At 57.3% G+C, this 23,640-nt stretch carries 19 protein-coding genes and 1 tRNA gene; 10 read left to right on the forward strand and 10 right to left on the reverse strand.

The window, feature by feature from the left end; genetic code table 11:
- The first annotated feature begins 161 nt into the window (after nt 1-161).
- Entirely contained in the window at nt 162-1,178 is a 1,017-nt protein-coding gene (locus tag JIF53_RS15875; protein ID WP_199453274.1) for an AraC family transcriptional regulator, read from the forward strand.
- Between the two features lie 10 nt (nt 1,179-1,188).
- Here the strand turns inward: JIF53_RS15875 and JIF53_RS15880 are convergent, their stop codons facing one another.
- Together JIF53_RS15880 and rmuC are read right to left on the reverse strand one after the other, a co-directional pair.
- Complete coding sequence (locus tag JIF53_RS15880; RefSeq protein WP_199453276.1) at nt 1,189-2,064, reverse strand: hypothetical protein; 876 nt, start codon at nt 2,062-2,064, stop codon at nt 1,189-1,191.
- Nucleotides 2,065-2,068: 4 nt separating this feature from the next.
- Nucleotides 2,069-3,715, reverse strand: coding sequence for a DNA recombination protein RmuC (gene rmuC / locus JIF53_RS15885; RefSeq protein ID WP_199453278.1), 1,647 nt, complete (start codon nt 3,713-3,715; stop codon nt 2,069-2,071).
- A 250-nt stretch (nt 3,716-3,965) separates the two neighbouring features.
- Between rmuC and JIF53_RS15890 the strand changes: the two genes are divergently transcribed.
- From JIF53_RS15890 to JIF53_RS15905, 4 genes are all read left to right on the forward strand, one after another.
- Nucleotides 3,966-4,349 carry a hypothetical protein gene (locus JIF53_RS15890; protein ID WP_011785515.1) on the forward strand — a complete coding sequence of 128 codons (384 nt, stop codon included), beginning with the start codon at nt 3,966-3,968 and terminating at the stop codon, nt 4,347-4,349.
- A gap of 132 nt (nt 4,350-4,481) precedes the next feature.
- A complete protein-coding gene (locus JIF53_RS15895; RefSeq protein ID WP_199453280.1) occupies nt 4,482-5,288 on the forward strand; it encodes an ATP-dependent zinc protease in 807 nt (268 codons plus the stop codon).
- A complete protein-coding gene (locus JIF53_RS15900) occupies nt 5,285-6,802 on the forward strand; it encodes an inactive transglutaminase family protein (protein WP_014420997.1) in 1,518 nt (505 codons plus the stop codon). Before JIF53_RS15895 ends, JIF53_RS15900 begins: the two co-directional genes overlap by 4 nt.
- 1 nt (nt 6,803) lies before the next feature.
- Entirely contained in the window at nt 6,804-7,751 is a 948-nt protein-coding gene (locus tag JIF53_RS15905; RefSeq protein WP_199453282.1) for an alpha-L-glutamate ligase-like protein, read from the forward strand.
- A 67-nt stretch (nt 7,752-7,818) separates the two neighbouring features.
- Here JIF53_RS15905 and JIF53_RS15910 read toward each other — a convergent pair whose 3' ends face one another.
- Nucleotides 7,819-9,414, reverse strand: a complete 1,596-nt coding sequence (locus tag JIF53_RS15910; RefSeq protein ID WP_199453284.1) for a BCCT family transporter — start codon at nt 9,412-9,414, stop codon at nt 7,819-7,821.
- Between the two features lie 272 nt (nt 9,415-9,686).
- Between JIF53_RS15910 and JIF53_RS15915 the strand changes: the two genes are divergently transcribed.
- Both JIF53_RS15915 and JIF53_RS15920 read left to right on the forward strand, forming a co-directional pair.
- On the forward strand, nt 9,687-11,330 hold the full coding sequence (locus tag JIF53_RS15915; protein WP_199453285.1) for an FMN-binding glutamate synthase family protein: 1,644 nt from the start codon (nt 9,687-9,689) through the stop codon (nt 11,328-11,330).
- Between the two features lie 110 nt (nt 11,331-11,440).
- A tRNA-Pro gene (locus tag JIF53_RS15920) sits at nt 11,441-11,517 on the forward strand.
- Between the two features lie 50 nt (nt 11,518-11,567).
- On the opposite strand, the gene JIF53_RS15925 is transcribed toward JIF53_RS15920, so the two are convergent.
- From JIF53_RS15925 to putA, 3 genes are all read right to left on the reverse strand, one after another.
- On the reverse strand, nt 11,568-12,833 hold the full coding sequence (locus JIF53_RS15925) for an MFS transporter (RefSeq protein ID WP_199453287.1): 1,266 nt from the start codon (nt 12,831-12,833) through the stop codon (nt 11,568-11,570).
- A gap of 2 nt (nt 12,834-12,835) precedes the next feature.
- Entirely contained in the window at nt 12,836-14,047 is a 1,212-nt protein-coding gene (locus JIF53_RS15930) for an MFS transporter (RefSeq protein ID WP_199453289.1), read from the reverse strand.
- 117 nt (nt 14,048-14,164) lie between these two features.
- Nucleotides 14,165-17,794, reverse strand: coding sequence for a bifunctional proline dehydrogenase/L-glutamate gamma-semialdehyde dehydrogenase PutA (gene putA, locus JIF53_RS15935; protein WP_199453291.1), 3,630 nt, complete (start codon nt 17,792-17,794; stop codon nt 14,165-14,167).
- 199 nt (nt 17,795-17,993) lie between these two features.
- Here putA and JIF53_RS15940 point away from each other — a divergent pair, with 199 nt between their 5' ends.
- Nucleotides 17,994-18,446, forward strand: a complete 453-nt coding sequence (locus JIF53_RS15940) for a winged helix-turn-helix transcriptional regulator (RefSeq protein ID WP_011785524.1) — start codon at nt 17,994-17,996, stop codon at nt 18,444-18,446.
- A gap of 1 nt (nt 18,447) precedes the next feature.
- Nucleotides 18,448-19,584, forward strand: coding sequence for a glycerate kinase (locus tag JIF53_RS15945; protein WP_199453293.1), 1,137 nt, complete (start codon nt 18,448-18,450; stop codon nt 19,582-19,584).
- On the opposite strand, the gene JIF53_RS15950 is transcribed toward JIF53_RS15945, so the two are convergent.
- Complete coding sequence (locus JIF53_RS15950; RefSeq protein WP_153741387.1) at nt 19,573-20,214, reverse strand: Crp/Fnr family transcriptional regulator; 642 nt, start codon at nt 20,212-20,214, stop codon at nt 19,573-19,575. The two genes, JIF53_RS15945 and JIF53_RS15950, sit on opposite strands and share 12 nt — an antisense overlap.
- A gap of 112 nt (nt 20,215-20,326) precedes the next feature.
- On the opposite strand from JIF53_RS15950, the gene JIF53_RS15955 reads away from it, so the two are divergent.
- Nucleotides 20,327-20,515: a DUF2892 domain-containing protein gene (locus tag JIF53_RS15955; protein WP_011785527.1), complete on the forward strand. Its 189-nt coding sequence runs from the start codon at nt 20,327-20,329 to the stop codon at nt 20,513-20,515.
- Nucleotides 20,516-20,604: 89 nt separating this feature from the next.
- Here JIF53_RS15955 and JIF53_RS15960 read toward each other — a convergent pair whose 3' ends face one another.
- The 3 genes from JIF53_RS15960 to pheT are packed head-to-tail and all read right to left on the reverse strand — an operon-like array spanning nt 20,605 to nt 23,629.
- Nucleotides 20,605-20,970, reverse strand: coding sequence for a MerR family transcriptional regulator (locus JIF53_RS15960; protein WP_011785528.1), 366 nt, complete (start codon nt 20,968-20,970; stop codon nt 20,605-20,607).
- Nucleotides 20,951-21,253 carry an integration host factor subunit alpha gene (gene ihfA, locus JIF53_RS15965; RefSeq protein ID WP_011785529.1) on the reverse strand — a complete coding sequence of 101 codons (303 nt, stop codon included), beginning with the start codon at nt 21,251-21,253 and terminating at the stop codon, nt 20,951-20,953. The genes JIF53_RS15960 and ihfA overlap by 20 nt, the downstream gene beginning before the upstream one ends.
- Nucleotides 21,254-21,256: 3 nt before the next feature.
- Nucleotides 21,257-23,629, reverse strand: a complete 2,373-nt coding sequence (pheT, locus tag JIF53_RS15970) for a phenylalanine--tRNA ligase subunit beta (RefSeq protein ID WP_199453295.1) — start codon at nt 23,627-23,629, stop codon at nt 21,257-21,259.
- Between the last annotated feature and the right edge of the window lie 11 nt (nt 23,630-23,640).

The following is a 23,640-nucleotide window of genomic DNA, read 5'->3' on the forward strand; positions in this document are numbered from 1 at the left end:
CGGCAATGACTCTGGCTCATGCTGACGGGTTTTGCAGCCCGGGCCAACTACCGGTTCCTTCATTCCTATTGACCGTTTCTTCCATCCGTTGGCAAATCATGGGCTTGCAATGTTGAGCCGGGTACTTATGATGAAGTTCGTTCTTTCTTCTGGCTGCCTCTATGTCAACACTGACAGTCTCACGACATTTTGTTGAAGCTTCCCTGTCAGGCGCCGAACGCCTGGGCCTGGACAGCCGTGCTTTGCTCCAGGAGGCCGGGATCTCGCCAGATCTTCTTCGCATTGAAATGGCAAGAGTGAGCAGTGATCAGTTCAGCAAGCTGATGCAGGTAATCTGGCAGCGCACTGGCGATGAGTTTATGGGCATGGGGCCACGCCGTGCCCGCTCCGGAACGTTCGCCACCATGTGTGCGTTGGTGGTCGGTTGCCAGACGCTGGAAGAGGTATATCAACAGGCCTTCCGGTTCTCTCGGCTGTTCGAACCGATGGCGTCCATGGAGCTTGAAATCCTCAATGACCGTGCGCGCCTGGTCACGCGAATTGAAGGCAGCATCCACGACCCGGACTATTTTCTGCGCGAGAGCATTCTGGTGATCTGGCACCGGCTCGGCAGCTGGCTTATTGGCCAGCCCGTGGAACTGGAGAAAGCTGAGTTCGATTACCCGAGGCCAGACCACGGGGACGAATACCGGCACATTTTTCATTGTCCGCTGGCGTTCGAATCCGACTGTACGGCATTGACCTTCAGCAAACGTTTCCTCTCCGCCCCGGTGATTCGGGACAAACCGGAAATGCGACAATTCCTGAAAACCTCCCCGGCAGACCTGCTGTCACGACCGGATGAGAGCAACACCTGGACCGGTCGTATTCGGGGCCTGATTGGCCGTGACTTCTCCAAACCCATGCCGGATTTCGACTGGATAGCACAAGAGCTGCACACCAGCCCGCAAACCCTCAGGCGCCGCCTGAAGCAGGAGAACACGTCGTTTCAGGAGATCAAGGATCTATTGCGGCGGGATATGGCCATCTACTATCTGGCCCATCCGGAGATACCCATCAACGATATTGCCGAACGGGTAGGCTTTACCGAACCATCCACCTTCCATCGGGCCTTCAAAAAATGGACGGGGGTCACCCCGGGCGCCTGGCGGGAAGGCGAACGGGGCGATCTGGTCTGAACACCCGGCCTTACGAACTTCCCTGCTGCAGGTTCCGGATCAAGCGCCCCAGAGTTCGGGCAATGTCCCGGGCCTGATCGCGATTCTCCGCCAACTGGAAAAGCCGGGAGCCGTCCCGCGGATCATAAACCCAGCAGGCTCCGACCACCGGTTCACAATCCCAACGCAACTGAGGATTCACACCGAATACCGACAGAGACAGGGTTCTGCGAACGGTGGTGCCATCGGGATTACGCTCGATGTCCTGAATACTGATATTGCCATCATCCAGAGCCACCTGGTACTGGCGATCTGCTGGCCTGTCCAGGCGCACCACCGTTTTGTCACGCCGCCAGCCAGCGGTCTCAAGCAGAGTATTCAGATGGATGACCAGAGCCTCCCTGTCCGAGCTGGCCAGATACAGCTGGCGCAGCGCCTTCACATCCTGTTCATTCGCCGGCTCAATCACGGCCACGGGCTCGTTGGCATTGGCCTGCCCTTCGGCCAGAGCGCGAACACTGGCACGGCTGGCCTTCTCTATGTCGGTAATCAGCTTCAGGCTTTGCTGGTAATGCGTGCCCTCTGCCCCGGCCCGGGTAATGTATTGCTCCAGTGCTGAACGTGCCTCATTCAGATGATTGGCCTGCAACATGGCCCGGCCGCGATAGTAGTAATACTCGGCGGGCTTCTCTCCCTCCATGGCCTGAAGGCGGTTCAGGTACTCCCCTGCCTCACTCCAGTTCTCTGCTGCAACGGCTTCTTCCGTCGCCAGCATCAAGCGGCGAATCTCGTGTTCCGGAGCCAATGCCTGGGCGAACCCCGCCTGCAGGGCAAGAACAGAAGACAACACCAGGCCCGCAAATACCCTGTGACCAGGCAAACGCCTTTTTTTCATGGATGACAACATACCGCTACTCCTGTTGGTCCTCTGCACGGGCTTCCCCGGCGTCCGTAGGCTCCCTATCGATGGCAGGCGTATCTCCCGGCTCATCGGCGTCTTCAGAATCGACCTCGGCCTGATCCACAATCGACTTGGGCAACTCTTTTTTAACCCTGACCCCCAGCTCCACAAACCGATTGGCCTGGGAAATCAGATTACCACGGCCCCGGGTCAGGGTATTCATGGCATTATCGTAGGTGCCCTGGGCCGTGTGTAACTGGCTTCCCAGCTTTTCCATAGCCTCGACAAACACCCTCAGCTTGTCATAGACCGCACCGGCACGATCTGCAATGCGTCGGGCGTTCTGGCTCTGGCGTTCATAACGCCAGATATTCTCAATCGTTCTCAGTGTCGCCAGCAGGGTGGTAGGCGTCACCACAATAATCTTGCGTTCGAACGCTTCTGCGAACAGGTTCTCGTCCTGCTGGAATGCTGCCACAAATGCCGGCTCGATGGGCATGAACAGCAGCACGAAATCGGGAGAATGCAGCCCGTTAAGCTGGCTGTAATCTTTCTCGCTCAATGTGCGGATGTGGTTGCGAACCGCCTCGACATGCTGCTTCAACGCTGCGGCCCGTTCTTCCTCTTCGTCCGCAGTAACCCACTGCTGATAAGCCACCAGGGATACCTTGGAATCAATCACCAGATTTCGCTGGTCCGGCAAATGCACGATGACATCAGGCCTCAACAACTGATTATCTTCGTCCCGGTAACTCCCCTGGGTTTCGTACTCGACCCCTTTGCGCAGGCCCGACCGTTCCAGCACCCGCTCCAGGATCAACTCACCCCAGTTGCCCTGAATTTTCTTGTCGCCTTTGAGAGCGCGGGTCAGATTGGCGGCTTCTTCGGTAATTTGCCGGTTCAGCTCCTGCAACGATTTTATTTCGCTGCGAAGCGCCTGACGATCCCGGGTTTCCGTGGTGTAGACATCCTCAACCCGTTTGCGGAAATCCTGCAACTGGTCGCGGAAGGGGTTAAGCAAGGAGTCCAGGCTGGTTTTGGATTGCTGGCTGAAGCGCTCACTTTTCTGCTCGAAAATCCGGTTCGCCAGGTTCTCGAATTCCTGTTTCAGTGCATCTCGATTCTTTTCCAGCAACTCCAGTTTTTCCGAGGCACTACGGCGCTCTTTATCCAGAGTGACCTGCTGCTCGCGTAACTCGACCTTCAACTGGCCCAGCTCTTCCGAGAGCATTTCAGCCCGCTGCTGGTATTGACCGCTCTCACTTGCCAGTTGCGCAACCCGGTCCTGTTTTGCCGCTAGCTCCGATTCCAGAGCCGCCAATCGGTTTTCCAGGTTGGCAGACTGCTGTCGCCAGTGCTCGATGCCCTGCTCCAGTTGCCCAGAGCGGGCTTTCTGCTCCTCGAGTGCGGTCCGCAGGTGTTCAACTTCCTGTTCATGCAACGCCTGCACCTGCTCGCTATCTCTCAGTTGCCTGTCCCGGGCGTCCAGTTCCTCGCGCAAGGCAGACTCGGTGGCTCTATCCTGACGCCGACGCCACAGCAGCCAGATCACGCCCGCCAAAAGCGAGGCGGCACTCGCCACCAGAGCAAGGAACCAGCCTGCCAGCCATTCCGGACGTTCAGCCATGGTGAGGGTAAGCGCATCTAGCACCAGCATCTTCTCCTTGGTCTTCGTTGGTCAATTCAGGGCATGGCCCCGGGATCAAAGCCTGACAGTCTACCGCAATGCTCACCCTTTTTTCTTGTTGGCGGAACGGTGCCACCAGGCCGGCCTCGACTGTTTGGCATTTATCAACATTGCGTCAATCCACCTATGGACGCAGAGCGTAAATTGCTCTACAACGGTTAAAAAGCACCCAACCGGAGTGCTAAAGCCGTAAACGGAAAGCTGACTGGCAGGTCGGAGCATGTTCAAGGAATTGTGGAGAAAATTCGGGTCCGATTTCCTGCAGGCTACCTGTGTGGAAGACGAACAGACATTGTCTTCGGAAAATCAGCGCTCGGCGGAAAAGCATGTGCGGGTTTTGCCTCACATCACCCATACGGGCGAGTTTCACCTTGAGCGACTGACCCAGTTGCTGAAAAGCCGTTATGGAAAGAGCTTCACGGTGCCGACCGACACCACCTCCAGCGACCGTGCGCTCAAAGAAGTCATTTCCTTTGCTGCGCGCATTCAGGACCAGGATATTCAGCGGGAGCTGCTACTGTTCTACCTGAATTGTTCCCCGGTCATCCAGGAGTACCTGAGATCCGAGACGCCGCTGGGCCAGGGGCCTTTCCTGGGCCGGTAAAGATGCGCCTTAACCATCTGTAAAGTCACCACACAGGTACGTTGTAGTATACTCTCCCGCCTGATTGACAACACATCCAATGGCTGAGGCATCCATTGCCAATAATTCTCACGGCCGGTTCAGGGGATATTCATGGGGTCCAGTGTTTCGCAAACCCGCTCATTGTTCGCAGTTGCCTTAACAGGGCTGGCAGTCGCACTTTCTGGTTGCGCTTCCGATCGTTATTTCATGGTACCGAAAGAGAATATTGAAGAGGTGCGAGCCTCGGTCCAAAGCCAGCGTGCGACCCTTGTTACCATGGAGCAGAATGCCGGTGTAAGGCACGAAAAGCTCCTGCAGCAGAATCAGGATTCTACCCAGACCATTCTTCAAGCAATTGCCAGTCAGGTTGAAAAGCCATCGTGCCCACCACCAAAGGCGGCACCTACCTGCCCCGCTTCCCGCGAAGATAAAGGCCGGGCGGATCGCCTAAAAGGCAAAGTCGTTGTCGGTGAGGTCGAAAAGTTTTTCCTGGCTGGCCCCGACCATGTCTATACCGCCCGAATCGACAGTGGCGCGGAAACCTCTTCCATACACGCCCGCAACGTTCAACGTTTCGAGCGCGACGGCAGCAACTGGGTGCGCTTTGAAGTGCCGGTTCCTGGCACCAAGGAGGCCGAATGGGTTGCCATGGAGAAAGAAATCTCCCGGCGCGTGAAAATTATCCAGTCCAGTGCCGATGAGTCAGAGCGCCGGGTGGTGGTGGAGCTTCAGTTTGCCATCGGCGACCACCAGCAGGTGGCTGAGTTTACGTTGGCCGACCGGACAAATCTGACTTACGAAGTCCTGATTGGCCGCAACGTATTGCGAGACGTCATGTTGATCGATGTCGGCAAGGAATTCGCAACCGAGTTGCCCGAATCCTACCTTGAACAAGCGGCAAACGGAGAGGAAGAATGACGGTACGCTCCCGGGTCCCGTTTTACGTGTTTGTCTTCCTGTTGATTGCGGCAGGGATAGCGATCGCCACCTGGCGCCATCTGGAACTGGGTATTCCGTGGATGACCGGTGAACAACGTCCGGTCTGGATGATTGAGGCGCGAGTCGATTTTGAGGGCCAGAACAGCCCGGCTGAAGTGAGCCTGCACATCCCGGAGCAACCGCCCGGCTTCCGTATCCTGACGGAGCAGGCCGCCTCGCCCGGCTACGGCTTCTCAATTCTGGATAGCAACAGCGGGCGCAGGGCCCAGTGGACAAAACGAGACGTCGCCGGTCCTCAGACTCTCTATTTCAAGGCACAGTTTGTACCGGATGAAGACGCAATTCATACTCCGCCAGTGCGTAAACCCCGGGCATTGACGGTTTTCTGGGAGGAGCCCCAGGCCACCGCCGTAAGAGAGCTCCTGACCCAGGCTTCCGAGCGATCCAGTTCCCCGGAGAGCATGACCCGCGAGCTGATCCGCCTGATGCAGCCAGACAACCGCACCCAGAACACAACATTACTGGTATCTGACGACAACTATCTGCAACTGCTGGTGAAGATGCTGAACCACGCTGGCATCGCTGCGCGCACCGCAGATGCCCTGAAGCTTGAGGATGCCCGCCGTCGCCAACAACTGGTGCCATTTCTACAGATATACAACGGCAAGCGCTGGCTTACCTTCGACCCGCGCACCGCAGAACAAGGTGTACCGGAAAACCTGTTGCTCTGGAGACAGGGGGCAGATTCCCTCCTCGACGTGGTGGGTGGCGACGACTCCCAGGTAAGCTTTTCCATGCTGCGGCAGACCGTGCCGGCGCTGCAACTGGCAACGCTGGAGTCCAACGCCAATGGGCTGAGTGTGCTCGGTTTCTACCAGCTACCCATCGAAGAACAGAGCATGTTCCGAATGCTGCTGTTGCTCCCCATCGGCGCTCTCATTGTCGCCTTCATGCGGATTGTCATTGGCATCCGAACGTCGGGCACCTTTATGCCGGTCCTGATCGCCGTGGCCTTTGTACAGACCACTCTGGTGCCAGGGCTGATCGCCTTTCTGTCCGTTGTAGCCATTGGCCTGCTGTTGCGCGGCTATCTTTCCAGCCTGAACCTGCTGCTGGTATCACGCATATCGGCGCTGATCATTCTGGTGATCTTCATCACCGCGGGGCTCAGCATCATTGGCTACCAGATGGGCTTTAACACCGGCATGACCGTCACCTTCTTCCCCATGGTGATCATCGCCTGGACCATCGAACGTATGTCCATTCTCTGGGAAGAGGAAGGCGCCCGCGAAGTGCTGGTGCAGGGTTCAGGCAGTCTGTTTGTGGCCATCTGCGCCTACCTGGCCATGAGCACTCCGCTGGCTGGCCACCTCACCTTCAACTTCCCGGAGTTACATCTGGTTATTCTCGGGCTGATCCTGCTGATGGGTCAGTACACCGGCTACAAGCTCAGCGAGCTCAAGCGGTTTACCCCGATGAAGGCCTACGACTGATATGGACTGGATCTCTCCACGCAGGCTGAAAAATCTCGGGATGCTGAACATGAACCGGCGCAATGTAGATTACATTGCCCGGTACAATGATCGCACCTCCTACCCGCTGGTGGACAACAAGCTGAAAACCAAGCTGGCGGTCAGCGAATACGGCGTAAAAACCCCCAAGCTGCTGCAGGTGGTTCGCCAGCAACACGAAATCTCCCATTTTCGGGAAATGGCAGAGGATCTGGCCGGTTTCGCCATCAAGCCAGCAAAAGGCTCTGGTGGCAAGGGCATTACCGTGATTACCGGGCGAGACGGCGACGACTTTATCAAGGCCTCCAGCGCCCGCATTTCCGTCGCCATGCTGGAGCGTCACCTTACCAATATTCTGGCTGGCCTGTATTCCCTGGCCGGTACCCCGGATGTTGCCATTGTTGAAAACCTGGTTCAGTCCTCCCCGGCACTCGCCAAGTACTCCTTCCAGGGCGTTCCCGACATCCGGATTGTGGTGTTTCAGGGATATCCCGTCATGGCTATGCTCCGTCTGGCAACCACCGCGTCCGACGGTAAAGCCAACCTGCACCAGGGGGCTGTTGGCGTCGGGCTGGATATCGGCTCTGGCCAGAGTCTGAACGCAGTTCAGTTCAATCGGCCAATTACCCTGCACCCGGACACCGGACTGGCTCTGGAGAATATCCAGATTGAAGACTGGGAAAACATGCTGGAAATGGCAGCCCGATGCTATGAGGCCACCGGCCTGGGATATATGGGCGTAGACCTGGTGGTGGACGCCAACGAAGGCCCTCTTCTGCTCGAACTGAACGCCCGGCCCGGACTGGCCATTCAGATGGCCAACGGCTGCGGCCTGCTGCCCAGGCTCAACGCGATCGAGAGCCTCAAGCGCCCGCATTTCAGCCCCAGAGAGCGAGCGCTGTTTGCCATGGATAGCTTTGCCCGGCGCTGACAATCAGTGTTTGGGCATAAAAAAACCGGAGCTGGTGTAGCTCCGGTTTTTTGTTCAGACCCGCTGATCAGGAGGCCAGCTCACCCCTTTGCAGGAGCAACTTCCTCTCATGGGTCAGGCCTTTCAACAAGCCCCAGGTCATCAGTAGAAGTATTGCAGTGAAGGGCAACCCGGCACTGATGGCCACCGCCTGGATCGCGCCCAGAGCGTCTTCGCCACCGCCGAAGATCAACGCCGCCGCAATGGCGCCTTCCATGACCACCCAGAATACACGCTGAGCCGTCGGGGCATCGGTTTTGCCGCCAGCAGTGATGCTGTCGATCACCAGCGAGCCGGAATCCGACGAGGTTACGAAGAACACCAGCACCAGGATAATACCGACGAACGAGACAATGCCGGTCCAGGGCAGCTGCTCAAACATCTGGAAGGTCGCCAGAGAAACCTCGGTCAGCCCTTTGTCTGCGAGCACACCAACGCCTTGCTGGATCTGTTCCAGTGCCGTGCCACCGAAACCACTCATCCATACGGTGGTGATCAAGGTCGGGATAATCAGAACCGCAGTGACAAACTCACGTACTGTCCGGCCTTTTGAAACCCGCGCGATAAACATACCTACGAACGGTGACCAGGAAATCCACCAGGCCCAGTAGAATACAGTCCAGCCTTGGAACCAGGCTTCATCTTCACGACCAAACGGATTACTCAGCGGCACAAGGTTGGCCACGTAGGTGGAAGAGGTTACCCAGATGGTTTCCAGAATGGTCATGGTCGGGCCGGCGAAGATCACGAAAAACAGCAAGATGCCTGCCGTCGCCATGTTGATGTTACTGAGCACCTTCACGCCGCCGTCCAGGCCACGCAGCACGGAAATGAGCGCCAAGGCCGTAACGCCAACAATGATAGCCATCTGCACATTGGTGCCAGAACCTACCTGAAACAGGTAATCCAGGCCGGAGGCAGCCTGCTGGGCACCAAAGCCAAGTGACGTGGCCAGACCAAAGATAGTGGCCACAACCGCGAGGACATCAATGATGTGCCCCGGCCAGCCCCACACCTTGTCTTTCAGCAGTGGGAAAAACGCGGAACGGATGGTCAGTGGCATGTTCTTGTTGAACGCAAAGAACGCCAGAGACAGGGCCACGATGGCGTAGATTGCCCAGGGATGCAGCCCCCAGTGATAAAGGGTCGCCCCCATCGCCAGATCACGCGCTTCCGGAGAGTTGGCAGCCACATTGAAGGGAGTTTCATACCAGCCTGTATAGTACGCCACCGGCTCGGCCACGGCCCAGAACATCAGGCCGATCCCCATCCCGGCTGCGAACAGCATGGCAAACCAGGACATGGTTGAGAATTCGGGCGTTGCATCCTGTCCGCCCAGCCGGATCTTGCCCACCGGCATGAAGATCAGCGCAAGGCTGACAACCACGAAAATGTTGGCGCTGAGCAGGAAGAACCAGTCAAAACTGGCAATAATGTCCCACTTGGCCCCATCAAGAGTCTCCTTCGCCGCTGTCGGAAACATCAGGGTTCCGATAACAAACAGAACCACAATGATGGCCGCTACCGGGAAAACCCAGTTATGAAGATCCAGGCCGAACGGATTGATATTATCCTGGCCTGCGACGTAATCCGTCTGATATTCGTCTTTCACTACCTCGCCCACGTTGGCGCCTCCTGGTCTGGTGTGATCACTGAATATGCTGAGTGAATGGATAACGCAATGAACAATCATTCATACGTTACAAGCCGGTCATTTTATTACTTTGAACTCAAAACATCAAAAGCAAGAAAAATGCCTTTTTTATCTACATCAGCATAGACCAGATTTTTCAGAGGCAACGATTGTTCCCTGAAACAGGTCTACTACCCGGACAGGTGACGTAGTTATACTGCAAGGTTTCGCCGACACCCGCCCGACAGCAACCAGAGGTATTCATGGAAAAAACCACCACCTTCCCTTTGCGCTACTCCGTTTATGTTCTCAGCATCGCCGGGCTGCTGGTGTCGTTACCGGTAACGCTTTGGCTTGAAGCAGGCTATCTGTTTCCGGTGATTTTTGGTGTTCTCACAGCCCTCGGCACCTGGGATTTACTGCAGCGAAAGCATACTGTTAGCCGAAACTATCCCATCATGGCCAACTTCCGGTATCTGTTTGAGTCGATCGGCCCGGAGATCAGGCAGTACTTTATCCAGTCCGATACAGAGGAGCGGCCCTTCTCGCGGGAACAGCGCACTATTATCTACCAGCGGGCGAAGAACGTGCTCGACAAGCGACCATTCGGCTCACAGTTAGGCATGTACGACGAAGGCTTTGAATGGATGAACCACTCGCTCACCCCAACCCGACTCGACAGCAGTAACTTCCGGATTCTGATCGGCAAAAACTGCGAGAAACCTTACAGTGCAAGCGTTTTCAATATCTCCGCCATGAGCTTTGGCTCACTTTCCGCCAACGCCATTCTGAGCCTGAATACCGGCGCAAAAAAAGGAGGCTTCTACCACGACACAGGGGAAGGATCGATCTCCCGCTACCACCGGGAACCCGGCGGAGATCTGGTCTGGGAAATCGGATCCGGCTATTTCGGTTGCCGGCATCCCGACGGCTCCTTCAATGCCCAGATGTTCGAAAGGAATGCCACCCTGGACCAGGTCAAAATGATAGAGGTCAAACTATCTCAAGGGGCAAAACCAGGCCACGGTGGCATTTTGCCCGGCGCAAAAGTGACCCCCGAAATCGCTGAAGCCCGCGGCGTTCAGGTTGGCGAAGATTGCATTTCACCCGCCAGCCATTCCGCCTTTTCCACCCCCGTTGAACTGTTGGAATTCCTCGAACAGCTGCGAAGCCTCTCCGGCGGCAAGCCGGTCGGCTTCAAGCTCGCCATCGGCCACCCCTGGGAATGGTTCGCCATCGTTAAGGCCATGCTGAAGACAGGCAAAAAGCCCGATTTCATCGTGGTTGATGGCGGCGAAGGCGGCACCGGTGCGGCGCCACTGGAGTTCATCAATCGCCTTGGCATGCCGATGACAGAGGCTCTGCTTCTGGTTCATAACACACTGGTAGGCACTCACCTGCGCGAAGACATCGCCATTGGCGCCGCAGGCAAGATTACGTCCGCGTTCAATATTGCCCGCACCCTTGCTCTGGGAGCGGACTGGTGTAATTCCGCCAGGGGCTACATGTTTTCCCTGGGCTGCATCCAGGCATTGAATTGTCATACCGGCCGCTGTCCCAGCGGGGTCGCAACACAGGATCCGCGTCGTGGCAATAAACTGGACGTGCCCTTGAAAAGCGAGCGGGTATTCAACTTCCACAAGAACACTCTGGATGCCCTGCAGAATCTGCTTGAGGCCTCGGGTCTCCGGCATCCCTCTGAGCTTGGCCCGGAGCACATCGTCCGTCGCGTCTCCAAAACCGAAGTGCATAGCTATCTGGACCTGTTTCCGTTCCTCGAACCGGGAGCACTACTGGAGGGCAAAACCGGCCTTAGGGTGTTCGACAAGTACTGGGAAAGCGCCCAACCGGATACCTTCGAGCCGCCGGAATTCATCCTGGCACTGCGGGAGACCAAGTTACGTTGATTTCGAGAGAAATTCGCCAGCCCGGTGTTTATTTTTAGCCTGGGCTGGTGTAGACTTCGCTCCCGCTAAGCCACTGAGATAAACCTTGTTTCTCGGCGGCTTGCAGTTTACGGGGCGTAGCGCAGCTTGGTAGCGCACTTGCATGGGGTGCAAGGGGTCGTAGGTTCAAATCCTACCGTCCCGACCAGAATTCCCTACACAAAGCCCGGGCCGAAAGGTCCGGGCTTTGTCGTTCTATCAGGCAGTGACCGCCTGCCCACGCTTCTCCCAGGGGTATTCCCGAATCGGCAGGTGAATCAGTGCCGACAACGCCCCGACGCCCACACCGATCCACCACACCAGCGTGTAGTTATGGTAGAGGTCGTACAGGGCTCCACCCAGCCAGACACCAAGAAAACCGCCAAGCTGGTGCGAAAAGAATACCAGGCCATAGAGCGTGCCCATGTACTTCAACCCGTAGATGTGGGCAACCAGGCCAGACGTCAGCGGTACCGTTGCCAACCACAACGAACCCATCGCCACTGAGAAGAGCACAACGCTTTCAGGAGTGATGGGCGCCATGATAAAGGCGGCAGAGACGATTGTTCGTAACAGGTAAATCGTCGCCAGAAGGTACTTGCGCGAGTATCGGTTACCCAACCAGCCGGCCATCAGTGTGCCACCGATATTGAACAGACCGATCAGGGCAATTGAGATGGCGCCGAGCCCGGACGCTGACGTTACCCCCAGCACGTAGATCAGGCTGTCCGGCGTAATTGGCCCACACATTTCCGTAATAAACGCCGGAAAATGCGCGGTGATGAACGCCAGTTGGTACCCGCAAGAGAAAAAGCCGATAAAAATGAACAGGAACGAGGGGTCTTTCACCGCTCGCTTCAGCACCACCCCCATCGGTTCATCGGTCGATACCGAGGGCGCCGCCTTGGGTGCCCGCATAAACAGAAGGGCAAGCATCGACACCGTAATGAAACCGGCCAGCACCATGAACACGCTTTGCCAGGGCATCTGGCTCAGCAGCGCCTGCGCGACGGGCGGGCCAATGATCTGCCCTGCAGAACCGGCGGCGGTTGCAATACCCAGCGCCATGGAGCGATGCTTTTCCGGGGCAGAGCGCCCTACGACAGCGAGAATGACCCCGAATCCGGTTCCGGCAATCCCGAACCCAACCAGCATCTCCAGGAACTGGTGCTGGCCCGGGGTAATGGCGAATGCCGAGGCAACCAGCCCGACCACGTAACAGATACCGCCCACCAGGATAGCTTTGCGATCACCGTAGCGTTCGGCAAAGGCACCAAAGATGGGTTGCCCGATGCCCCAGAACAGGTTCTGAATGGCGATGGCCAGAGAAAACGACTCCCTTGGCCAGGCAAATTCCAGGGCAATCGGCAGTTGAAACAGACCGAACGAGGCCCGCACGGAAAAACCAACCAGAATAATAATACAGCCTGCGACAAGTACAGGGTTGATCAGTCGATCATAGGTGCCGGAGGCCGTGCCAGACATGGTTACAGATTCCCGGAGCTGAACAGTCGGTGCGCCACAATAAGCGCGAAGCCAATCAGTATACCTGAAGCAGCGAAAGCCAGTGTAAAGCCGCTCAGTTCAAGTAGCAGACCAAAGAACAGGGGCGCCAGAAAGTGCACCGCCCGGTTTGCCATCAAACGCATACCCAATGCCCCTGCGCGCCGCTCACGTTCAACAGATTCCGCCAGGATCACCATGGATAAAGGCTGGGTAAGGCCGGAACCGATACCGACCAACATGGCCAGGGCAGCCATCAGCAGCAACTGCTCAGACGCCCCCAGAAAAGCCAAGCCAGTGGCAAGGGTACTGAGCGAGAGCAACACTGTCGGCACGCGGCCCCCGGCAAGTGCAATAATGCGCGCCATAAACGGCCGAACCAGCATGGACACACCGGCTCGAAGACTGACCAGAACTCCAATAATCAACGGGCTGATGGCCAGGCTCTCCAGGTACACTGGCAAATAGCTGCCGTAGACCCCGAGCGCGAACATCCCCAATACCGTGACCAGAATCGACAACTGCACCCCGCGGTTACTGCCGACAAGCTGCCATTGCGCCCGGAAGCCCGCCTGCTGTCGGGTAACATGAATACGTTCCCTCGCCTGCCCGGTCAGGCGGAGTGTTACAACGCCCGAGACCAGCGCAAACAGAGCCATCACAAGGAACACGTACTGGGTACCAGAATACTTCAGCACAACACCGGCCAACAGGGGGCCGATAACCTGCCCGCCCGACAGCCAGGTGGCATACCAGCCAAAGTACTGCTCCAGCCTCGGCCCCGTGCCCAGGTTGGAAATGATGGTTTGGGCGGCCAGAACCATCTGGAGGTGAGCCAGCCCCACCAGCAACTGACCAGTCACGAGGCCCGCATAGCCATACCACGCATGCATCGACAACAAGCCTGCCACCATAATGCCCGCCCCGGCCAGCAGCGTGGACCTGCCACCAAACCGGCTCACGATGCCTCCCAGGGGAATGGCCAGCACCAGCGGTAGCAGATACTGGGCGCTTAACACTGCACCCAGAACGAGCGGAGAGGCGCCAAGTTGAAGTCCATACACAGGCACTGCCACAATCAGCATTGAGTAGACGACAAAACACAGCGTCAGTGACAGACAGACCGCGAAGAAATTTTGCGAGGCCTCAGAGGCTCCCCCGGAAGAGTCGCGGTGGCTGGAATGGTTGTTTTGCAAGTGGATGCCCGATTCGAATGATGTAGCTAAAACGGGCTATGGTAACGCGAATGGCTCGCAACAGAAACGCGAGGAAAGGAAAAGCCGGGGGAAGCGATCCCCCGGCCCAAGCCGCCTTTATTCAGCCGACGCAATCAGGCTGGCGTTACCGCCGGCCGCTGTGGTGTCGATACACAGATGCCGCTCAATCACGTAGCGTTGATCCAGCTTGTGTTCTGTGATCACCGGCAACAGCGCGCCCTCACGCTTGCTCAGCGCCATGCGATACTGCTTGAGCAGCGGCTTCTCGGCTACGCTCACCACCGCTTCAAATCCGGTCAGGTGGCTCAGAGCGTCCGGATCAAGCATGCCATCGCTGGCAATAACCGGAAGTCCGGCCTTGATGGCATCGGCCAGTGCCTTCTCGGCACCCGGCGCAATCACTACCACCTTGTTACCCTGCGACAGGGCGGTGCCGGCCTGCTCAACGGCAGACTCGGCGTCTGGACCAAGGCACAGCACCAGCCCGCGACCATGGCAGGACAGATGGTTCTGCTCGCCCGTCGGCCCCGGCATCTCCTCGTACCCTTCGTCCAGAGGCGCCGGCACCTTACCGAAGAAGGGCTCCAGCAACGCCTGACGACCTTCCGCTTCCGGTACCGCTGCTTTGGCCAGCTTGTCGATCAGCTTCTGGGCCTTGTCGGTACTGAACACCTTGTCACTGGACTGAGCAGGCTTTTCAACCACCTCACCCCGCAGGAAACGGCGCACGTACTGCGGGCCACCGGCTTTCGGCCCGGTACCCGACAGTCCCTCGCCACCGAATGGCTGGGAACCGACGATGGCGCCGATCTGGTTCCGGTTCACGTAGGTGTTACCCACCTTGATACGACTGGCAATGTGCTCGATCCGGCGGTCAACGCGGCTATGAATACCGAAAGTCAGGCCGTATCCCTTGGCATTGACGGCGTCAATCACCTTGTCGATGTCCTTGGCTTCAAACGTGGCCACATGCAGAACCGGGCCGAAGATTTCCTCTTCCAGCTCTTCAATTCCGCTCACCTGAAGCACTGCCGGCGACACGAACAGGCCCTTCTCCGGTACGTTCAATTTTTTGAGCAGCTTGCCCTGCTGCTCGAATTTCTGGCAATGGTCGGTAATCTTCTTTCGGGCATTTTCGTCGATCACCGGGCCCACATCGGTCGACAACTGCCACGGATCACCAATGCCCAGTTCCTCCATCGCACCGTAGAGCATTTCCAGCAGATTATCGGCAATGTCCTTCTGTACATACAGCATGCGAAGCGCAGAACAGCGCTGACCGGCACTCTGGAAGGAGGATGCCAGCACGTCACGCACCACCTGCTCCGGCAACGCGGTGGAATCCACGATCATGGCGTTCAGGCCACCGGTTTCTGCCACCAGCGGTGCATCCGGCTCCATGTGTTCAGTCATGGCCTTGTTGATCCGCTGCGCCGTGGCGGTTGAACCCGTGAAACACACACCGGTTACCCGCGCATCGGACGTCAGGCCGGAACCCACGGTGGCGCCGGTACCGGGCAATAACTGGATCGCGGCCCTGGGTATGCCGGCCTGATGCATCAGCTCTACGGCACGGAAGGCCAGCAGCGAGGTTTGCTCTGCCGGCTTGGCGACTACCGCGTTACCGGCCGCCAGGTTCGCCAGTATCTGTCCGGTAAAGATCGCCAGCGGGAAGTTCCAGGGCGAGATGCAGCACATCACACCACGGGCTTCGCCGTCATGCTTGTAACGGATGCCTTCGTTGGCATAGAACATGGCAAAATCCACAGCCTCGCGAATCTCGGCCACGGCATCCAGCAGGGATTTACCGGCTTCGCGGGTCGTCAGCGCAAACAGCTCGTGCACGTTCTCTTCGTAAAGGTCACCGACCTTACGGATCATGGCCGCACGCTCTTCCGCCGGTACAGCAGACCACTGTTTGAAGCCATCCTGGGCGGCGTCCAGAGCCGACGAAATATCCGCCTCTGAGGTATAGGTGATGTGGCCAACCAGATCGTCCGGGTTTGCCGGATTCCGTACTTCGACCACCTCATCACTCACGGAATCCACCGCCAGCACCGGGCCGCCCTTCCACTGATGGCTCTTGTAACGGTTTCGACCTTCATCAATCTCGGCCACCGTCACCGGATCGGTAATATCCCAGCCCTTGGAGTTTCTACGCTGATCTCCGAAGATTTTCGACGGATGCACGATCGCCTTGCTGGACAGGTTATGGCCAAGCTCCACCACGACATCAATCGGGTCTTTGGCGATTTCTTCCGGGGTGATGCTGGTATCCACAATCTGGTTAACAAAAGAACTGTTGGCACCGTTCTCCAGCAACCGGCGAACCAGGTAAGCCAGCAGGTCTTTGTGAGCACCCACCGGCGCGTAGATCCGGCAAGGCACACCACTGTCCTCCAGAACCTGATCGTGCAGGGATTCCCCCATACCATGCAGGCGCTGGAACTCGAATTTATCCCGACTCAGATCCTTGGCCAGTTCCAGCACCGCTGACACCGAATGGGCGTTGTGGGTGGCGAACTGCGGGTATATACGGTCGGTCATGCCCAGAAGCTTTCGAGCACCGGCCAGGTAAGCGACGTCGCTGCAGGCCTTGCGGGTGAAGACCGGAAAGTCTGACAGGCCCATCACCTGGGCACGCTTGATCTCGGCATCCCAGTAAGCACCTTTAACCAGCCGCACCATGATGCGGCGATCCAGTTTTTCAGAAAGCGCATAGAGCCAGTCCAGGGTCTGCGAGGCACGCTTGCCGAACGCCTGGACCACAACACCAAAACCTTGCCAGTCTTTCAGTTCCGGGTCGGACAGGATGGCCTCAATCACATCCAGGGAAAGATCCAGACGATCCTGCTCTTCGGCATCAATATTGAAGCCCATGTTGGCCGCTGCCGCCTTTTTGGCGAGCTTGAGTGCCCGGGGCATGAGCTCATTCATCACCCGCTCTTTATGCCCGTACTCATAGCGTGCCAGCAGCGCCGACAGCTTCACCGAGATACCCGGATTCGTTCTTACATCGCCTTTGCAGCGCTTGCTGATGCTGTCAATGGCATCAGAGTACGCCTGGTAATAACGCTGAGCATCGGCATCGGTGCGCGCCGCTTCGCCCAGCATGTCATAGGAATAGGTATAGCCCCGCTCTTCCTGGGACTTGCCGCGGTCCTGTGCCTCTTCAATGGTACGACCCAGTACAAACTGGCGCCCCATTTCCTTCATGGCCTGGCCCGCCACGGTTCGCACAACCGGTTCGCCCAGGCGCTTTACCAGCTTACGCAAGGTATCACCCACACTCTGGCGCTCGGAATCCTTCAGCAGGTTGCTGGTCATCAGCAGGGCCAGGGTGGCCGAGTTGATCATTCCGGATTTGGCTTTGCCCACGTGAGCGCCCCAGTTGCCCGAGGTAATCTTGTCTTCGATCAGGTCCTGGATGGTGAGGTTGTCGGGCACCCGCAGCAAAGCCTCCGCCAGGCACATAAGAGCCACACCTTCTTTGGTGGTCAGCCCATATTCGGCCAGAAACTTTTCCATGATGGTCGGGCGAGCGCTGTTGCGAACATCACGCACCAGCTCTGCCGCCCGGGCCGAAATCGCCTTTCGGGTTTCATCCGACAACTGGGCCTCAGCAATCAGCCGGTGAATCACTTCATGTTCATCTGCCAGGTAGTTTGCACGGATCGCCTGACGAATATCGTTAAGCTCCGGTGCCACAGATTGCTGAAGACTCATGGTGTACCCTCCTGATTGTTTGAATACTGACCGCATTTTAGCGAAGCAGGTACATGCAATTAGCCTGTTCAGCATCGAAATAGATTATTATTTTCCTTTTTTAGTACCTGAAAAGTTACCTATAAGCCTGCACTTTCGCTAATATTGGACGTTTCGGCCTTTTAAAAAAATTCATCCACTATCTCAAAGGATAGCAGTCATGGCAGATCTCGACAGAATCGATCTTTCCATCATCCGGGAACTGCAGAAGAACGGCCGTATTACCGTGACAGACCTTGCTTCCCGGGTCGGTTTATCAAAGACTCCCTGTCAGGTACGAATGAAACGGCTGGAAGATCAGGGATACATTACCGGCTACAGCGCCATGGTGAATCAGACCAAGCTGGGGCTCTCTCATGTTGCGTTCGCCCAGGTCACTCTGAATGACACCAGCAGCAAGGCACTGGCGGCGTTCAATGAGGCCGTCCGGCAAATCTCCGCGGTGGAGCAGTGTCATATGATGGCGGCGAATTTCGACTATCTTCTGAAAATACGTACCCGCAACATGGCTGAATACCGCCAGGTTCTGGGAGAACAGATCTCCAGCCTGCCCCACGTACTCCAGACCAGCACTTTTGTCGTGATGGAAAACGTTAAAGACCGAGGACAGTAAGATGCGGATCGTTGTTGCCCCCGACTCTTTCAAGGAATGTCTCTCAGCACAGCAAGTTGCCTCTGCCATCGCCCGTGGTTGGCGCAACGCTGCCCCGGAGGATGAGATTGTAGAAATCCCTCTCGCTGATGGGGGCGAAGGAACCACAGTGGCACTGACAGAGGCTCTGGGCGGGCAACTGCATACGGTGGCCGTCACGGGCCCGCTGGGTGAGCGTATCGAAGCCCGCTTTGGCCTGGCCAATAACAACGAAACCGCCGTCATTGAGGTAGCTGAAGCCAGTGGCTTGCATTGTGTACCCGCCGAGGCCCGTGATGCGCTCCGGGCAACCAGCCGTGGTACCGGAGAGATGATTCTGGCAGCCCTGAAACACCGGCCGAAAACATTGATCATGGGCCTGGGAGGAAGCGCCACAACGGATGGCGGCGCGGGCATACTGCAGGCTCTGGGGGCGCGCCTGCTGGATAACCAGAGCGAGGAAATCGGGCCCGGCGGTGCAGGCCTGGCACGACTGGCCACGGCGGACCTTGAACCTGCCATTCGCAGACTCAACGGCATCCAGTTGATTGTGGCCTGTGATGTTACCAATGCGTTGCTGGGCCCGGAGGGAGCGGCAGCGGTTTTCGGGCCGCAGAAAGGCGCCAATGAAGACGACGTTCGTCAGCTGGACGCCAATCTTGCGCATTTTTCCCGTCTGGTTAAGGCGCAGGGCCTGGACATTGCCAGCTTTCCCGGTAGTGGCGCCGCCGGGGGTATTGGTGGCACGGTCAAGGGTATTCTGGGCGCCCGACTCCAACCGGGAATAGAGCTGGTGATGGAGGCCGTCAAACTGGAGCAGCATATCCGCAACGCAGATCTGGTGATCACCGCGGAAGGCGCCATCGATGCTCAAAGCGCCTTTGGAAAAACGCCGGCCGGCGTGTCCAGACTGGCGCATGCCTGCGGTGTACCAGTGATTGGCCTGTGTGGAAAATTAGGGGCTGAACTGGCTCCGCTCCATAGCGTTGGGTTAACAGCGGTTTTCTCGATCACCCCCGCTCCCATCACCCTGACGGAAGCCTATGGTTTGGCAGAAGCTAACCTCGAGAAGTCTTCGGAGCAGCTGGCGCGCCTGACGCACAGTTTCTCACGCCGGTGAAGCGGTTTTCCGTAATCCGGTGAGCTCAACCCGACCGCGGGCCAACCGAACCTGGCCCCGGCGTTCGAGTTCTTTAAGCAGTCGGCTGACCACTTCCCTGGCCGTTCCCAGCTCCACGGCCAGCTCCTGATGGGTAATATTCAGTACACTCTGACCATCAGCCGCACGGGCCTGAAGCCACTCCGCCAGGCGCTCATCCATACGGTGAAACGCTACTTCTTCAACCAACAACATCAGATCGTCAAGTCGACGGCCATAGGACTCCATAATCCCCAGCCGGAACTCTGCCGACTGATCCATCAGCCGATCGAATAATCCGCGCGGGATAATGGCGGCTTCTGCCTCCTCTTCAACGATGGCTTCAGCCCGGTAGCCACGGCCCGTCATCAGACAGCCAATGGACAACGTGCAGATATCGTCAGCGCCCATACGGTAGAGCACGATGCTGTGGCCAGATGCTCCGGTCATCTGCACCTTGATACTGCCATCCAGCACCAGGGGAAGCCCCCGGCAATGTTCTCCGGCACTGAACAGCACCTGCCCGGGAGGGAAACGCATGGCCTGGAGCCCCTCAAGGGCATCTTTGCGCAAGGAGTCATGTAGTGTGTCGAGAATACTGTGCCTGGCCATTCCGCATTGCCTTGTATCGAAAGTCGTCTGCCTGTGTGACTTTATCACTGAACCCGGCCAATAACAGGCCTATAGTCAAACCATCATCCGACATCACACAGGAGAGACCAAGATGACGGTAAACATGGGTTCCGCTGATCGTATTATTCGTGCCATCGTGGGTGTTGTCCTGCTGGCCCTGGTCTTTGTTGGCCCTCAGACGCCCTGGGGCTGGATTGGCATTGTACCGCTGGCAACAGCACTGGTGGGAAACTGCCCTGCCTATTCCCTGCTCGGCATCAAAACCTGCAAAACAAAATAGGCCTCCAGGCACCAGAAACACAAAGGCCAGAGCAGCTCTCGCCACTCTGGCCTTTGTCGTTCTTCAATGCAGACAGGCTTACTGCTGTTTCAGCGCACCGGCGTGTTCAGCACATCCAGCACTTCCTCAAGCTCGGTGATCATCTGACGGATCAACTGCTTGTACTGTGAAGTATCATCCTTCACTTCGCTGCTGCTGAGCTTCTGCTTGGCACCACCAATGGTGTAGCCCTGATCGTACAGCAGGCTGCGGATCTGGCGGATGGTGATCACATCCGCGCGTTGATAGTAACGGCGATTGCCCCGGCGCTTGACCGGCGACAGCTGCGGGAATTCCTGCTCCCAATAGCGCAACACATGCGCCTTGACCGCACACAGCTCGGCTACTTCACCAATGGTGAAATAACGCTTGCCCGGAATAACCGGGAGCTCATTGTTATGACTGGGTTCCAGCATACGCTTCTACTTTCTGCTTCAGTTTCTGACCTGGTCGAAACGTAACTACGCGCCGTGCACTGATGGGAATTTCCTCACCCGTTTTCGGGTTCCGTCCCGGTCGCTGCTTCTTGTCCCTGAGATCGAAGTTGCCGAAACCCGACAACTTCACCTGCTCGTTGTGGCTGAGTGCGCCTCTGATTTCGTCGAAGAAAGCTTCCACCATTTCCTTGGCTTCCCGCTTGTTAAGCCCCAACTCCTCGTACAAGCGCTCTGCCATGTCCGCTTTCGTCAAAGCCGCCATCTGTCAACTCCTCAGTGTTGCCCCCAACTCTTCTTTCAGGGCATCGATAACCCCATTGAAGAGCGAATGCACTTCGTCCTCGTTAAGCGTGCGTTCAGGATGCTGCCAGAACAGGCTCAGAGCCAGGCTTCGGTTACCCTCACCCAGGCTTTCACCTTCGTAGACATCAAACACACGCAACGCCGTGAGGTGCTCGCCAGCATGTTTACGGGCCACATGTTCTACCTGGGCGAACGCCACATCGCTCCCGATAATGATAGCCAAATCCCGGCGAACTTCCGGGAATTTTGAAATATCTTTGAAATTAGGCACATAACCGGCAACGATCGAATTCAAGAATAGCTCAAACATCAGGATCGTGCCATTAAGTTCAAGATTTTTCTGAACTTGTGGATGCAGTGCACCCAGCCAGCCCACATGCTCGCCATCCCTCAACAGTTCCGCCGTCTGGCCCGGATGCAGCGCAGGGTGCTGGCTGGCAATAAAATCAACCTCGATGCCAAGCAGTCGGAACAGGCTTTCCAATTCCCCTTTTACATCAAAGAAATCCGTGGTTCTGCGACCGTTTACCCAGTTTTCGGGATTCTGGTTACCAACCACCACCCCTGCCAACATCGGCTGCTGACTGATGCCATCGGCATCCTGAACGAATCGCAAACCGGTCTCGAACAAGCGAATACGGGGCTGCTGCCGGTTCTGGTTGTAGCCCACGGTTTTAAGCAGGCCGCTCCAAAGCGTCGTGCGCATCACCGAAAGATCCGACGAGATGGGATTGGCCAACGCAATCCCCTCACGTTCCGGATCCACCAGCTGTTGAACCTTGGGATCAACAAAGCTGTAGGTCACCGCTTCCTGGTAGCCCTGGGCGACGAAAAAGTTACGCACAGCAGACAGCGGCCGAACCGCTTCTTCCCGGGCCCGCAGCCCAAGCGAGCCGGTTGGCTCGGTGACCGGCAGATTGTTATAACCAAAAATGCGACCGACCTCTTCGATCAGGTCTTCTTCGATGGAAATATCCGGCCGGAAGCTGGGCACACTGATACGCCAGCCGTCTTTCAACAGCTTGTCGATGTGCAGGCCAAGCCGGCTGAGAATCTCTTCAACGGTAGTGCGGTCAATTCTAAGCCCCAACACATCCGCCAGGCGCTGCTCACGCAGATCAATCACCTGCGCCTTTGGCAGGTGTTCCTTGCTGGCCACTTCGACAATTTCGCCGGGCTCACCCCCGACAATAGCCATCAGCAGACCGGTTGCCCGCTCCATGGCATCCCGTGCCAGCTCATAATCCACGCCCCGCTCAAAACGGTGGGAGGCATCTGTATGCAGGCCATATTGACGAGCCTTGCCGGCCAGCGTGATCGGGTCAAAATAGGCGGATTCAAGCACCAGATCCCGGGTTTTCTCACTCACCCCGGAATGCTCGCCCCCCATCACACCGGCAATGGCCACTGGCTTCTCGTGGTCGGCAATCACCAGCGTTTCCGGAGTAAGCTCGACCTCCTGACCGTCCAGCAATACCAGTTTTTCGCCCGAGCCAGCCATACGCACAACAATCCCACCTTTGATCTCATCCCGGTCAAAGGCATGCATGGGCTGGCCCAGTTCCAGCATGACGTAGTTGGTGACATCCACCGCCGCATCAATGGAACGGATACCGGAACGACGCAGCTTCTCCTGCATCCAGAGCGGCGTTTCTGCCTGCAGATTGACGTTTCGCAGAACACGCCCCAGATAACGGGGGCAACCCTCAGGGGCTTCCACCCGGATATCAGGCACTTCCGAGTGCACCGCTTCCACGTGCGGAATGGAAGGCGCATTGGTGACCAGGCTGTTCAACACGCCCACTTCCCGGGCCAGGCCCTTGATGGACAGACAGTCGCTGCGATTCGGGGTCAGATCCACATCAATGGTGATGTCATTCAGCTTCAGATAGTCAACCACCGGCTGCCCAACCGGGGCATCCTCCGGGAGCTCCATCAGGCCGTCATGGTTATCGGACAAGCCCAGCTCGGATTCCGAACACAGCATACCCTCGGAGGGCTGCCCCCGGAGCTTGGCTTTCTTGATCTTGAAATTGCCGGGCAGCACAGCGCCCACCTCGGCAAAAGGCACCTTCAGCCCGTCGCGAACATTGGGGGCACCACAGACCACCTGCACGGTCTGCTCGCCATTGCTCACCTGACACACCCGCAGCTTGTCGGCATCCGGATGGGGCGCAACGGAAACGACCTCACCCACAACCACGCCGGAAAATTCGCCAGCCACGGCCTCAAAGCCGTCGACTTCCAGCCCCGCCATGGTGATCTGGTCCATCAACTCCTGAGAGCCAATGTTCGGGTTTACCCACTCGCGCAGCCACTGTTCACTGAATTTCATTATCCTGGTCC

Origin of the sequence: Marinobacter sp. bablab_jr008 (assembly GCF_016464145.1) — a bacterium.
Classification (GTDB): Bacteria; Pseudomonadota; Gammaproteobacteria; order Pseudomonadales; family Oleiphilaceae; genus Marinobacter; species Marinobacter nauticus.

Coding starts and splice junctions, on each gene's coding strand:
- JIF53_RS15875 (WP_199453274.1), top strand. CDS start 162: ATGTCAACACTGACAGTCTCACGACATTTTGTTGAAGCTTCCCTGTCA.
- JIF53_RS15880 (WP_199453276.1), bottom strand. CDS start 2,064: ATGTTGTCATCCATGAAAAAAAGGCGTTTGCCTGGTCACAGGGTATTT.
- rmuC (WP_199453278.1), bottom strand. CDS start 3,715: ATGCTGGTGCTAGATGCGCTTACCCTCACCATGGCTGAACGTCCGGAA.
- JIF53_RS15890 (WP_011785515.1), top strand. CDS start 3,966: ATGTTCAAGGAATTGTGGAGAAAATTCGGGTCCGATTTCCTGCAGGCT.
- JIF53_RS15895 (WP_199453280.1), top strand. CDS start 4,482: ATGGGGTCCAGTGTTTCGCAAACCCGCTCATTGTTCGCAGTTGCCTTA.
- JIF53_RS15900 (WP_014420997.1), top strand. CDS start 5,285: ATGACGGTACGCTCCCGGGTCCCGTTTTACGTGTTTGTCTTCCTGTTG.
- JIF53_RS15905 (WP_199453282.1), top strand. CDS start 6,804: ATGGACTGGATCTCTCCACGCAGGCTGAAAAATCTCGGGATGCTGAAC.
- JIF53_RS15915 (WP_199453285.1), top strand. CDS start 9,687: ATGGAAAAAACCACCACCTTCCCTTTGCGCTACTCCGTTTATGTTCTC.
- JIF53_RS15925 (WP_199453287.1), bottom strand. CDS start 12,833: ATGTCTGGCACGGCCTCCGGCACCTATGATCGACTGATCAACCCTGTA.
- putA (WP_199453291.1), bottom strand. CDS start 17,794: ATGAGTCTTCAGCAATCTGTGGCACCGGAGCTTAACGATATTCGTCAG.
- JIF53_RS15940 (WP_011785524.1), top strand. CDS start 17,994: ATGGCAGATCTCGACAGAATCGATCTTTCCATCATCCGGGAACTGCAG.
- JIF53_RS15945 (WP_199453293.1), top strand. CDS start 18,448: ATGCGGATCGTTGTTGCCCCCGACTCTTTCAAGGAATGTCTCTCAGCA.
- JIF53_RS15950 (WP_153741387.1), bottom strand. CDS start 20,214: ATGGCCAGGCACAGTATTCTCGACACACTACATGACTCCTTGCGCAAA.
- JIF53_RS15955 (WP_011785527.1), top strand. CDS start 20,327: ATGACGGTAAACATGGGTTCCGCTGATCGTATTATTCGTGCCATCGTG.
- JIF53_RS15960 (WP_011785528.1), bottom strand. CDS start 20,970: ATGCTGGAACCCAGTCATAACAATGAGCTCCCGGTTATTCCGGGCAAG.
- ihfA (WP_011785529.1), bottom strand. CDS start 21,253: ATGGCGGCTTTGACGAAAGCGGACATGGCAGAGCGCTTGTACGAGGAG.
- pheT (WP_199453295.1), bottom strand. CDS start 23,629: ATGAAATTCAGTGAACAGTGGCTGCGCGAGTGGGTAAACCCGAACATT.